Source organism: Levilactobacillus lindianensis (genome assembly GCF_003946095.1).
GTDB classification, from domain to species: Bacteria; Bacillota; Bacilli; order Lactobacillales; family Lactobacillaceae; genus Levilactobacillus; species Levilactobacillus lindianensis.
This window is the reverse complement of the sequence record NZ_RHOD01000020.1, coordinates 23,958-36,506: the sequence shown is the minus strand read 5'-3', so window position 1 is coordinate 36,506 and position 12,549 is coordinate 23,958. Positions and strand designations below refer to the sequence as shown.

Annotated in this window: 14 protein-coding genes; 12 read left to right on the top strand and 2 right to left on the bottom strand. The window is 50.1% G+C overall.

Going from position 1 to position 12,549, the window contains the following annotated elements:
* Nucleotides 1-112: 112 nt before the first annotated feature.
* Nucleotides 113-751 carry a lysophospholipid acyltransferase family protein gene (locus EKM70_RS08610; protein ID WP_125547051.1) on the bottom strand — a complete coding sequence of 213 codons (639 nt, stop codon included), beginning with the start codon at nucleotides 749-751 and terminating at the stop codon, nucleotides 113-115.
* Between the two features lie 102 nt (nucleotides 752-853).
* Between EKM70_RS08610 and EKM70_RS08605 the strand changes: the two genes are divergently transcribed.
* The 3 genes from EKM70_RS08605 to EKM70_RS08595 all read left to right on the top strand — a co-directional run bounded on the left by EKM70_RS08605 (nucleotide 854) and on the right by EKM70_RS08595 (nucleotide 3,000).
* Entirely contained in the window at nucleotides 854-1,609 is a 756-nt protein-coding gene (locus EKM70_RS08605; RefSeq protein WP_125547049.1) for a tRNA1(Val) (adenine(37)-N6)-methyltransferase, read from the top strand.
* On the top strand, nucleotides 1,596-1,868 hold the full coding sequence (locus EKM70_RS08600; RefSeq protein ID WP_125547047.1) for a GIY-YIG nuclease family protein: 273 nt from the start codon (nucleotides 1,596-1,598) through the stop codon (nucleotides 1,866-1,868). The genes EKM70_RS08605 and EKM70_RS08600 overlap by 14 nt, the downstream gene beginning before the upstream one ends.
* A gap of 136 nt (nucleotides 1,869-2,004) precedes the next feature.
* The gene (locus tag EKM70_RS08595) at nucleotides 2,005-3,000 is read left to right on the top strand and encodes a D-2-hydroxyacid dehydrogenase (RefSeq protein ID WP_125547045.1); all 996 of its coding nucleotides are present in this window, start codon (nucleotides 2,005-2,007) and stop codon (nucleotides 2,998-3,000) included.
* 54 nt (nucleotides 3,001-3,054) lie between these two features.
* Here the strand turns inward: EKM70_RS08595 and EKM70_RS08590 are convergent, their stop codons facing one another.
* On the bottom strand, nucleotides 3,055-3,774 hold the full coding sequence (locus EKM70_RS08590) for an HAD family hydrolase (RefSeq protein ID WP_125547043.1): 720 nt from the start codon (nucleotides 3,772-3,774) through the stop codon (nucleotides 3,055-3,057).
* A 235-nt stretch (nucleotides 3,775-4,009) separates the two neighbouring features.
* Here EKM70_RS08590 and rpsB point away from each other — a divergent pair, with 235 nt between their 5' ends.
* The 9 genes from rpsB to EKM70_RS08545 all read left to right on the top strand — a co-directional run bounded on the left by rpsB (nucleotide 4,010) and on the right by EKM70_RS08545 (nucleotide 12,549).
* Nucleotides 4,010-4,810 carry a 30S ribosomal protein S2 gene (gene rpsB, locus EKM70_RS08585; RefSeq protein ID WP_125547041.1) on the top strand — a complete coding sequence of 267 codons (801 nt, stop codon included), beginning with the start codon at nucleotides 4,010-4,012 and terminating at the stop codon, nucleotides 4,808-4,810.
* Between the two features lie 151 nt (nucleotides 4,811-4,961).
* Nucleotides 4,962-5,846 carry a translation elongation factor Ts gene (gene tsf, locus EKM70_RS08580; protein ID WP_125547039.1) on the top strand — a complete coding sequence of 295 codons (885 nt, stop codon included), beginning with the start codon at nucleotides 4,962-4,964 and terminating at the stop codon, nucleotides 5,844-5,846.
* Between the two features lie 147 nt (nucleotides 5,847-5,993).
* Entirely contained in the window at nucleotides 5,994-6,716 is a 723-nt protein-coding gene (pyrH, locus tag EKM70_RS08575) for a UMP kinase (RefSeq protein ID WP_125547037.1), read from the top strand.
* A gap of 2 nt (nucleotides 6,717-6,718) precedes the next feature.
* Nucleotides 6,719-7,276 (top strand): ribosome recycling factor, encoded by a 558-nt coding sequence (gene frr, locus EKM70_RS08570; RefSeq protein WP_125547035.1) that lies wholly within the window; start codon nucleotides 6,719-6,721, stop codon nucleotides 7,274-7,276.
* A gap of 31 nt (nucleotides 7,277-7,307) precedes the next feature.
* Nucleotides 7,308-7,730 carry a hypothetical protein gene (locus tag EKM70_RS08565; RefSeq protein ID WP_125547034.1) on the top strand — a complete coding sequence of 141 codons (423 nt, stop codon included), beginning with the start codon at nucleotides 7,308-7,310 and terminating at the stop codon, nucleotides 7,728-7,730.
* 102 nt (nucleotides 7,731-7,832) lie between these two features.
* Nucleotides 7,833-8,621 (top strand): isoprenyl transferase, encoded by a 789-nt coding sequence (locus EKM70_RS08560; RefSeq protein WP_125547032.1) that lies wholly within the window; start codon nucleotides 7,833-7,835, stop codon nucleotides 8,619-8,621.
* 20 nt (nucleotides 8,622-8,641) lie between these two features.
* The gene (locus EKM70_RS08555) at nucleotides 8,642-9,430 is read left to right on the top strand and encodes a phosphatidate cytidylyltransferase (RefSeq protein WP_125547030.1); all 789 of its coding nucleotides are present in this window, start codon (nucleotides 8,642-8,644) and stop codon (nucleotides 9,428-9,430) included.
* Nucleotides 9,431-9,522: 92 nt separating this feature from the next.
* On the top strand, nucleotides 9,523-10,800 hold the full coding sequence (gene rseP, locus EKM70_RS08550; RefSeq protein WP_125547028.1) for an RIP metalloprotease RseP: 1,278 nt from the start codon (nucleotides 9,523-9,525) through the stop codon (nucleotides 10,798-10,800).
* Between the two features lie 36 nt (nucleotides 10,801-10,836).
* The gene (locus tag EKM70_RS08545) at nucleotides 10,837-12,549 is read left to right on the top strand and encodes a proline--tRNA ligase (protein WP_125547026.1); all 1,713 of its coding nucleotides are present in this window, start codon (nucleotides 10,837-10,839) and stop codon (nucleotides 12,547-12,549) included.

Below are 12,549 nucleotides of genomic sequence, written 5' to 3'. Positions count from 1 at the left end.
TAGGCATAATAAAATCCCCTCAAAGTTAACAGATGAATTATACTTTTTCATCTGTCAACCTCAAGGGGACTATAGCACCAGCTAACCGCCTTTTGTCACGCGCTGTTTTAGCCTATTTCTTTTCGGCATGTTCCGCGGTAACATCAACGTAGTGGAAATTGGGATCAATTTGTTGGTCCAGCGCGTCGAAGGCCGCTTGCATCTGCTGTTCAATCGTTGCTTGGCCGTCTTCATCGAGCTTGAGATGGCGGTCGATGGTGATGGGTTCACCGAAGGCGACGGTGACGCGTTTGCGCGAAAAGAGTCGCTTGAAGGTCAGAGGGCCTTGATAAACGGCGGGCACCAAGGGTACCTTAGCCATCTTTGCGATCAGAGCGGCCCCACCCTTTAATTCAGACGAGTGGCGCGAGCCAGAAGGGAACATGATCAATGACAGGTCGCCACGCCGGAGCATGCGGACCGGCGTCTTGATGGCGGAAGGACCGGGATTGTCCCGATTCACTGGAAAACCATTGACATGGTGGAGCAACCATCGGAAAATGGAATTCTGGAAGAGTTCTTCCTTAGCCATAAAGCTAAACTTCCGCGGACTCGCTGCTAAGGCGAAGTACAGGGGGTCGAACCAGGTTCGATGGGGGCCCACCAGAATGTAGGGACTTTCAGGCAAACGATCACGATTCAAATAGGTTGCCTTGCCATTAACAATAAATAAAATTATGCGGATAACCACGCGTAAGAACGAATAGAACATGGGTCGCACTCCTCTCTCAATGTTACTAATGAATCTAGTATGCAAAAAAAGTCACGAGGTTGCAAGCGATCATAATAAAAAACAAAGGGTGACGAACAGGAAATGACAGTAACTAATTTAAAATCGGGGGAACGGATCGACCAACTTTATAGCCAAGATATTCAGATCATCCAGAGCCCCGAGGTCTTTGCCTTCTCCTTAGATGCCGTGTTGTTGGCGGACTTTGCCAAGCCACTGGCCAAGGCGACGAGTCAAACGGTGGACCTCTGTGCCGGCAATGGGGCGGTCGGTCTCTTCATGAGTAGCAAGACGCGGGGAAAGATTGCTGAGGTTGAGATTCAGCCGCGACTGGCCGATATGGCACGGCGGAGTGTGACCCTCAACCACCTCGACGATCGCATGACGGTCTATGAAGGTGATCTGGCTAATGTGACGACTTGGATTCCCAAGGATTCGGTGGATGTGGTGACGTGTAATCCGCCCTATTTTGCTGACCTGCCAGACAGTCAGAAGAACCCGAATGAATACCTGGCAATTGCCCGACACGAGATTACCACGGATCTGGCAACGGTGGTCGCAACCACCAGTGGCCTTTTGAAGATGGGTGGCAAGGCCTACTTCGTGCATCGGCCGGATCGGTTGTTGCAGTTGTTAGAGCTGATGGCGGCTAATCGGTTAGCGCCTAAGCGAATTCGCTTAGTCCATCCGAAGCCGGGGAAGGAAGCCAACATGGTTTTGGTCGAGGCAATTAAGGACGGAAAGCCCGGTGGATTACGGTTCCTGGCCCCATTGATGGTGTACGATCAGGCCGGAAAATATACGGCGGAAGTGCAGGCGTTGCTCTATGGCCACTCATAAAATCTACTATTTTTACGTGTTGTTATGTGACGATCAATCCCTCTACGGGGGATTCACCACAGATGTGGGTGAACGGTTTGCGACGCATCGTGCCGGCAAGGGGGCCAAATACACCCGGCTACACCGACCCATTAAGGTATTATTTAGTCAGGCCTTCGACAATAAGCACGATGCGCTGCATGCTGAGTGGGCATTTAAGCATCAATCGCGGCAAAAGAAACTAGCTTTTCTAGCCGACCAGGGGGTCACGGTTGACTAGGGTCACGGCGACTGTGGTCGTGGCGTAGGTAAGTGGGTAACTCAACTGGGCAATTTGACCAATGAATGACTTAGTCTATGGTACACTTTAGACACATCAGCAGATTATTTTAGGATTTGTGAAGGAGGAACTGACCGTGAAGATTATTGCTTATGGTATTCGAGAAGATGAACGGCCTTACTTAGAAGAATGGGCACAGGACCAAGGGATTGAGGTCCGTGTCGTTCGAGAATTATTGGATGAGCAGACGGCCGATCTGGCTAAGGGTTATGATGGCGCCGTTGTTTACCAACAGAAGCCTTACTCCGGGGCAATTTTGGACCGGTTGGCGGCAAATGGCGTAACAAATCTCTCGTTACGTAACGTTGGGGTCGACAACGTTGATGCCGACGCCGTGAAACGCAATGGGTTTAAGGTCACCAATGTGCCGGCTTATTCACCCGCAGCTATCGCTGAATTTACGGTAACCCGGCTCATGCAATTGCTACGACGGACGCCAACCTTTGACCGGAAGCAGGCCTTGGGTGACCTCCGTTGGGCCCCCGATATCGCCGACGAACTCAACACGATGACGGTGGGAATTATTGCAACCGGTCGAATTGGCCGAGCAGCCATGAAAATCTACCAGGGATTCGGGGCTAAGGTCATTGCCTATGACGTTTACCACAATCCAGAATTAGAGAAGCAGGGGATCTACGTCGAGTCGCTCGATGACCTTTACGCGCAAGCCGACGTCATCTCACTGCATGCGCCAGCCACTAAGGACAACGAAAAGATGTTAAATGATGCCGCCTTTGCTAAAATGAGACCCGGTGTCTGGATCTTGAACCCGGCACGGGGGTCTCTGATCGATACGGATGCCCTGATCAGAGCCTTGGACAGTGGTCAGGTCGCCGGGGCTGCGTTGGACGTTTATGAGGACGAGGTCGGGATCTTTAATACCGACTTTGGAAGTTTTGCGTCGATTCCAGATGAACGGCTGAAGAATCTGATGGAACGCGACAACGTGCTGGTTAGCCCCCACATTGCGTTCTACACGCGGACCGCGGTGAAGAACATGGTGCAATATGCCCTGAATAACAATCGGGACTTGATTGCGACCGGCCATGCCGAGAATGAAGTGTCATTCTAATTCAAAATTGAAGCCTAAAAAAAGCGTCGCCAACTGGCGACGCTTTTTTTAGGCTTAAGCTTCTGGAATTGTCGTGAGCGCCAGGAGTAAGTCCTGAAGCTCGAATGGGTCAGTGACCGTTTGATCGGGGACCCATTGACCATCCGGTTCCTCTAAATCGCGGTGGTTGAACCAGAAGGATTGCCAGCCGGCTTGTTTGGCCGCCCTGACATCCATACTGTAGCAGTCACCAACGTAGGCCACTTCGCTAGCCCGTAAGTTCAGCCGCCGATTCATTAGAGTGAAAATTTGCGGATCGGGTTTAGCGAGGCCGACTTCTTCTGAGGTCACAATAGCTTCGCGGTCGATCCACCGATGCATTTGAAGTTGCATCACTTTTGCCAATTGAAATTGGGTGTTACCATTGGTCAAGATACCCAGCTGGTACTGTTGGCTGAGACTATCGAGGGCCATTGACAGACCGGGGAAGAGCTTAATATCAGCTAACCCTGTGCTGTAAGCTTCTTCGAAGTTCAACGCACTTTGGGTATCGACGGCGGGCAGGTGTTGAGCCAGTAAGGCGGTGTTTAACCGCTTGACGGCCATCTCTTGTTCGGACCAGTGCCCGTTCATCACATGGGCGTACGCCTGGCGACTCTGTTGGCGGTACGCTTGAAACGTTGTATTCAGATCAACCTCTGACGGCAATCCTAGGATTGGCGCGAGGGCGGCCTCAAAGGGAGCCTTTTGATCATAGAGCGTGTCATCGACATCGAAGACGACCGCTTTAATCATGTTCGTTTCCTCCTCAGTAGTGCCTAAGCAGTGTACCATAACCAGGAATAAATGCCAATTTTATCAAAAATGCTGTCGATTTCCCTTGTGTTCACGGCAGTTGTTTTGTATAATGATTGTCGGTGCTTATGCGCCAATTCACACCTCGCGTGATGGCTGAAGGGGTGCTCGCAAGAGTTCTTTGGCCGTGAGAGCGTGGGGGAGGAAATCAAAAACTATTTGGAGGCATTTTATCATGGCTGTTATTTCAATGAAACAACTGCTCGAAGCCGGTGTCCACTTTGGTCACCAAACCCGTCGTTGGAACCCTAAGATGAAGCAATACATCTTTACGGAACGTAACGGTATCTACATCATCGACTTACAAAAGACGGTGAAGTTAATTGACGTTGCTTACAACTACATGAAGGACGAAGCTGCTAAGGGCGCCGTTGTTCTGTTTGTTGGGACTAAGAAGCAAGCTCAAGATTCTATCGAAGAAGAAGCTACCCGTGCCGGTCAATTCTACGTTAACCACCGTTGGTTAGGTGGGACTTTGACCAACTGGGAAACCATCCAAACTCGGATCAAGCGTCTTAAAGATTTGAAGAAGATGGCTACTGACGGTACCTTTGACGTTCTTCCTAAGAAGGAAGTTTCCTTACTTAAGAAGTCACAAGACAAGTTGGAACGTTTCTTAGGCGGTATCGAAGATATGCCTAAGCTCCCTGACGTTATGTTCATCGTTGACCCTCGCAAGGAACAAATCGCTGTTCACGAAGCCCAAAAGTTGAACATTCCGATCGTTGCTATGGTTGATACGAACACTGACCCAGACGAAATTGACGTGGTTATCCCATCTAACGATGACGCTATCCGTGCCGTTCGCCTGATCACTTCTAAGATGGCTGATGCCATTGTTGAAGGTCGTCAAGGTGAAGACCAAGTTGACGAAAAGACTTTCGAAGGTAAGAAATCAGCTGACAAGAAGAGCGCCAAGCCTTCTGACAACTCGATGGAAGACATCGTTAACGCCGTTGAAGGCGACAACAAGTAATTTAATGCAAGGTAACGGGCAACCGCTACTTTCCAAATACTAGATTTAAAGCACCTTAGGCTGGCTTAATGTTTAGGACCGTTCATGGCCTGAGATTGAGTCAGTCTTTTTGCGACTAAAAGCTTAACATTGATAAAGGAGGCCATTAAACATGGCAAGCAAAATCACTGCAGCACAAGTTAAGGAATTACGTGACAAAACCCAAGTTGGGATGATGGATGCTAAGAAGGCCCTCGTTGCTTCTGAAGGCGACATGGACAAGGCGATCGACTTCCTGCGGGAAAAGGGTATCGCTAAGGCTAAGAAGAAGAGTGGCAACGTTGCTGCCAACGGTTTAGCTCGCGTGATGGTTAGCGGCAACACCGCAGCTATCATCGAAGTTAACTCCGAAACTGACTTCGTTGCAACTAACGACACGTTCAACGCCTTGGTTGACAAGGTTGCCAACACGATTGCTACGAAGCAACCGGCTGACATGGATGCTGCCTTAGCCTTGAAGGCTGACGATGGCGAAACGTTAAACGAAGCCATCATCAAGACGACTCAAGTTACGAGTGAAAACGTTAAGTTACGTCGTTTCGCAGTGGTTAACAAGACTGATGGCCAAGTATTCGGTGCTTACTTACACCAAGGTGGTCAAATCGCTGCTGTCGTTGTTTTAGACGGTGCCGATGAAGCAACTGCCAAGGATGTGGCGATGCACGTTGCCGCTATCAACCCAGAATTCGTTTCCAAGGATGACATTCCTGCCGACCGTTTGGCTCACGAACGTGAAGTCTTGAAGCAAGAAGCCTTGAACGAAGGCAAGCCTGAAAAGATCGTTGAAAAGATGGTCGAAGGCCGTCTCCACAAATTCTTGTCAGAAATCAGTTTAGCTGACCAACCATTCGTTAAGGATGGCGACCAGACTGTTGGCCAATTCGTTGCCAGCAAGGGTGGCAAGTTGGTAAGCTTCGTCCGTTACGAAGTTGGTGAAGGAATCGAAAAGCCTAAGTCTGACTTGGCTCAAGAAGTCCAAGACCAAATCAACGGTTAATTTTTGACCGAAAGCGTAGTTTCCGTTCGCGGACTACGCTTTTTTATTAAGTTAATGCGGCAAAACGGTTAAATCACTGACCCGTGACTATCACTAGTGGCGGGAATATGATAGAATTATTGTCAGAATACAATAGGAGGAAACACAATGGCGGACGTAAAGTATAAACGGATTATGCTGAAGCTCAGTGGTGAGGCTTTAGCCGGTGACAAGGGCTTTGGCATTAATCCGCCGGTAATTAAAACCGTAGCAGAAGAGGTTAAGAGTGTCTATGAGTTGGGCATTCAGATCGCTATTGTGGTAGGTGGCGGTAACATGTGGCGTGGCGTCTCCGGAGAACAAATGGGGATGGAACGGGCCCAAGCCGATTACATCGGGATGTTAGCGACCATCATGAACGCTTTAGCGCTCCAGGATAATTTGGAATCAATTGGGGTGCCAACCCGAGTTCAAACTTCTATTGAGATGCGGCAGATTGCTGAACCGTATATTCGGCGTAAGGCAATTCATCATCTCGAAAAGGAACGCGTCGTCATCTTCGCTGGGGGGACGGGTTCACCGTACTTCTCAACCGACACGACGGCTGCATTACGGGCAGCAGAAATTAATGCCGATGCCATCCTTATGGCTAAGAATGGGGTCGATGGCATTTACTCTGCTGATCCTAAGAAGGATCCGGATGCTGTTAAGTTTGACCAATTAACACAATTGGACATTATTAACAAGGGTCTGCACGTGATGGATACGACGGCTAGTTCACTTTCGATGGATAATGATATTCCGTTTGTCGTCTTCAATCTCAATGAGAGTGGTAACATTCGCAAGGTGGTTGAGGGAGAGAACATCGGAACTACAGTAAGGGGTAAATAGACATGGCAGATCAGATCATTACAGATGCACAGGATCGTATGAAAAAGGCAGAGGAAGCACTCAAGCGTGAATTGGGAACAATTCGGGCCGGTCGTGCCAATGCCAGCATTTTAAACCGCGTTACGGTGCAATACTACGGTGTGGATACACCACTGAACCAAGTGGCGTCCATTACCATTCCAGAACCACGGATCTTGATGGTAACGCCATACGACAAGTCCGCTCTCGAAAATGTCGAGAAGGGGATCTTGGAATCTGACGTTGGGATCACCCCGGCTAATGATGGGACCGCGCTTCGGTTAGTGATTCCACAACTGACTGAGGAACGGCGTAAGGAGTTAGCTAAGCAAGTGAAGGCCACCGCCGAACAAGGTAAGGTTGCCGTTCGTAACGTTCGTCGTGACGCCATGGATGACGTCAAGAAGGGCCACAAGAACGGGGACTACACCGACGATGACCTGCACAACATGGAAGACCAAGTTCAAAAGGTGACGGATAAGGCCATCAAGGGCATTGACGCCATCTCAGCGGACAAGGAAAAGGAAATCTTAACAGACTAGACTAACCCTTTTGGGGAAGGAGCGTTTTATCATGGCAGAAGAGAATCAAAATAACCAAGACGACATCGAAATCACCCCCGGTTCTAAGGAATTCGGGAAAATGGTCTTTCGGTTAAACAACGCGGTAAATGCTGAAAACGTGTCAATCTTGAACTACAACGGCGCAGAACTTGAAGAAATTCAAGATGGGGTCTATGCCCAACCCGCCTTTGTCAGCGATGATTTCAACCTGTTTTTCGTGGTCACCCAACTGATTGGTGACGACTGGATTGTGGCCTTTTCTAAGGCAACCATTGAACATGGGAACGAGATTACCGATTTGTCAGACCCAATGCCAACTGGTGAAGGTCTGAACCTGCTGGGGCAGGTTAGTGCTGATGATGCCAACAATCTCCTAAGTTACTTCGGGACATTGGCCGATGCTAAACGTGGCGATTGGCGGTTAATCGAATAGGCGAGAAACCATAAAGTTTTCGCTCAATTTGAGAGCTGGGATAGTTTCCCGGCTCTTTTTTTGTTATGATGAGAGGTTGTAAAGACTTAATGGAGGTGCACTGTGTTTTCATTTTTAAATAAAGATCAGGCGACGGGCGAAGTCACGGAACGGCAATTGGACGAAACCAACATTCCCGCCCACATCGCCATTATCATGGATGGCAACGGTCGATGGGCGCAACAGCGCCATTTACCACGGATCGCTGGCCATAAACAAGGCATGAATACCGTTAAAACGGTGGCAAAGGCTGCCAGTCACTTGGGCGTCAAGGTCCTCACGTTGTATGCCTTTTCAACGGAGAACTGGTCACGGCCCTCGACGGAAGTGAACTATCTCATGAAATTGCCAGTTGATTTCTTTAGCACGTTTGTCCCCGATCTCATCAAGAATAATATTCGGGTCAAGGTGATGGGGTATGTCGACCAGTTGCCTAAGGCGACACAGAAGGCGGTTCAAGACGCCGTTGCCGATACCGCCGACTGTACGGGGATGGTCTTGAACTTTGCCCTTAATTATGGGGGGCGCGCGGAAATTATTACCGCGGTCCAACATCTGGCACAACGGGTTCAGGCGGGCGATCTGGCTCCCGAAGCTATCGATGAGGCCCAGATGGACCACGAACTCATGACCGGTGACCTCGGTGATTTGGCCGATCCCGATCTGATGATTCGGACCAGCGGAGAACAACGACTCTCTAATTTCATGCTATGGGAAGCGGCCTACAGCGAGTTTGTCTTCGTCCAAGAACATTGGCCGGACTTCGATCAGACCGCCCTAGAAGCGGCAATTTATACCTATCAGCAACGTCACCGCCGCTTTGGCGGTCTGGAAACGACGGAACAAAAATAACGACATGAGGAGCATGTAGAATGAAACAACGGGTTATTACGGCGGTTGTCGCCTTAATTATATTTATCCCCATCATCATTGAGGGGGTCATCTGGGTGGACCTAGCCGGTTTTGTCCTGGGTTTGGTGGCCTTATCGGAAGTCTTGATCATGCGTAAAAAGCTTCTGGTGAGTCCCGAAGCCTTTATCTCTGGTTTGGGTATCCTAGCGGTCATTGCCCCAACGGGCTGGTGGCAGGATCTGCCTCATTTTCTCGATCCATGGTACATCGTTTACTTATTTGTCCTGCTATTATTGATGCGGACGGTGGTATCTCGTAACCGGTTCTCGTTTGACGATGCCGGGGTAATCACCTTGAGCATGCTTTACATCGGGATTGGGTTCCACTTCTTTATCGCCGCACGAGATGTCAGCCTAGTTGCCCTGCTGTATGCGCTGTTCATCGTCTGGACGACGGACTCTGGTGCCTACATGATTGGCCGAAAAATAGGGAAGCACAAGCTCGCCCCACATATCAGTCCGAATAAGACCTGGGAAGGTTCCATCGGGGGCTCACTGGTAGCCACGATTGTCGGCAGTGTCTTCTGGTACTTCTTCCCAACCGGCCACTTCAGCCTGGGGATCATGATTCTTCTGACCCTGGTCTTCTCGATCGTGGGTCAATTCGGGGATCTCGTGGAATCTGCTCTCAAGCGTTACTACGGCGTCAAGGATTCCGGCAAGATTCTGCCGGGACATGGGGGTATCCTCGACCGGTTTGATAGCTTACTGTTGGTTCTGCCGGTGATTCATCTCTTTGGACTCATCTAAAGACCGCAAGTCACTTGCACCACGACCAGGGCTTACGGTATGCTAGTCAGCAGAAAAAGTAAGCGAAGCCAACAGGAGAAGGGACGACAGCTGTGATTACAACCATTATTACCTTTATTATCGTGTTTGGGATTTTGGTCATCGTGCATGAATTCGGGCACTTTTACTTTGCCAAACGCGGTGGGATTCTGGTCCGCGAGTTCTCGATCGGAATGGGTCCCAAACTCTTCTATCATCGAGGTAAGGACGGCACGACGTACACGGTCCGGTTACTTCCAGTCGGAGGTTACGTTCGGATGGCCGGTGCCGAGGACGATGAAGAAGAACTCCAACCAGGGACACCAGTGAGTCTCTACCTTGGCAAGGATGATCTGGTTGAACGGATTAATACTTCCAAGAAATCGAGTCTCTTTAACGGGATTCCCTTAGAGGTTACCGCGACCGATCTCGAGGATGAGCTGTGGATTGAAGGGTACGAAAACGGGGATGAATCCGCCGTTAAGCGTTACCCCGTCGCTCATGAAGCCACGATTATCGAGAGTGATGGAACCGAGCTTCAGATTGCCCCGAAGGATGTTCAGTTTCAATCAGCCTCACTGGGTCGACGGTTAATGACCAATTTTGCCGGGCCGATGAATAACATTTTCCTGGCGATTGTGACCTTTATGTTGATGTCCTTTGTTCAAGGTGGGGTCGCCATGGGAACCAACCAGGTTCAAGTGGCCAGTTCCCCGGTTTCCGTCGCTAAGAAGGCGGGACTGAAGACTAATGACAAGATTCTCACGGTCAATGGAAAGGCGACCAAGGACTGGACGGCGTTGAGTACGGCGATCCAGCCGCGGGCCAATAAGAAGACTACCTTGACCATTCAGCGTGGTCAGAGTAAGAAGACCTTAATGCTGACACCAGCGGGCCAAAAGTCCAATGGGAAGACGGTCGGCATGATTGGCATTACCCAGGCCCAAGATAAGCACATTGGGGCCATCCTAACGTCTGGATTTACCCAGACCTGGTCGATGACCAAGGCACTGTTTGGGGCGCTGTGGAGCATGGTCTCCGGTCACTTTAGCTTAAATGACTTAGGAGGCCCCGTGGCCATCTTTGCCACGACCTCTCAAGCCACCAAATTTGGCCTGGTCGGGATCCTGAATTTCCTGGCCTTTCTGTCAATTAACCTGGCAATTGTCAATTTACTGCCAATTCCGGCCCTCGATGGTGGTAAAATATTATTGAACTTTATTGAAGCCATTCGGCGCAAACCACTTTCGGAAAATGTCGAAGCGGGAATCACGCTGGTGGGGGTCGCGTTCCTGGTCTTACTGATGCTACTAGTTACCTGGAACGATATCGAGCGCTACTTTATTCACTAAAGATTTAACGTTGTAACGAGAAGGGAATACAAGACGATGAAACAATCTAAACTATTGATTCCAACCTTAAAGGAGGTGCCGAATGACGCCGAAGCCCTGAGCCATCAGATGATGCTGCGGGCTGGCTACATTCGGCAGGTCACGGCGGGGATGTACGCCTACCTACCATTGGCTTACCGGGTCTTAACCAACATTGAAAAGATTATCCGTGAGGAAATGGAAAAGATCGATGCCGTCGAAATGTTGATGCCCGCCGTCTTGCCAGCCTCACTGTGGCAAGAATCCGGTCGGTACGAGACATACGGTCCCAACTTATTTAAGTTCAAGAATCGCCACGACAGTGACTTTATCTTGGCCCCAACGCATGAAGAAACCTTCACGATGCTGGTCAGAGACGCCATCAAGTCCTACAAGAAGTTGCCACTGGTAATGTACCAGATTCAACCCAAGTATCGTGACGAGGATCGCCCACGTTACGGCCTCTTGCGGGGACGAGAATTTATCATGAAGGATGCCTATTCCTTCTCAATCGACGACGAAGACCTCGACCGCATCTATGACCAAATGGAAACGGCCTACGAAAACATCTTCAACCGAATTGGCTTGAACTACCGGGCCATCGTTGGGGATGGTGGCGCTATGGGCGGGAGCGACTCCAAGGAGTTCTCCGCTATTGCGCCCGTTGGGGAAGACACGATCGTCTACTCCGATTCTTCCGACTATGCCGCTAACCTTGAAATGGCACGAAGCCTCTTCATCAGTAAGAAGTCTCATGCGCCGTTGGCCGAACTCAAGAAGATTGCGACGCCAGGGGCTCACAGTATTGATGAGGTTGCCACGTTACTGGATGTTCAATCGAACACCCTGGTTAAGAGTATGTTATACGTTGCCGACAAGGAACAACCAGTGATGGTCTTGGTTCGTGGGGATCACGAGGTCAATGAGACTAAACTGAAGAATTACTTACATGCGGACTTCTTGGATGCGGCAACGCCGGAACAAGCCCAACAATTCCTGGGGGCCAACTTTGGTTCCTTAGGTCCCGTGGGTGTCGGTGAGGATGTTAAGATCCTGGCCGACCAATACGTGGGCGACATGGTTAACGTGGTGGTTGGTGCCGATGAGGATGGCTACCACTACGTGAATGCCAACGTTGACCGGGACTTCCGGGTGGATGCTTACGCCGACTTACGGTCGGTTCAACCGGGTGACCTGTCACCTGATGGTGCGGGCGTCTTGAAGTTCACCAAGGGGATCGAAATCGGTCACATCTTCAAGTTGGGTACTCGCTACTCCGACTCATTAGGCGCTACGGTGCTGGATGCCAATGGTCGGCAGAAGCCAGTTGTCATGGGCTCCTACGGGATTGGTGTCAGCCGTTTATTGTCGGCTGTTGCCGAACAACAAGCCGATGAAAATGGGCTGGTTTGGCCCCGGAACATTGCGCCATTTGACATTCACTTGATTCCGGTTAACTTAAAGAAGGCCGATCAAGCCGACTTGACCGAAGAACTGGACCAACAGCTGACCGCTGCGGGTTACCGGGTTCTGACCGATGATCGTAAAGAACGTCCTGGGGTGAAGTTTGCGGACTCCGATCTGATGGGAATTCCTGTTCGAATTACCATTGGGAAGAAAGCCGGTGAAGGCATCGTTGAGATCAAGATTCGTAAGACCGGTGAAACGGTCGAGGTCATCAAGGATGAAGTCGCTAGCACCGTTGAAATTCTCTTCAAGGATATTGATTAA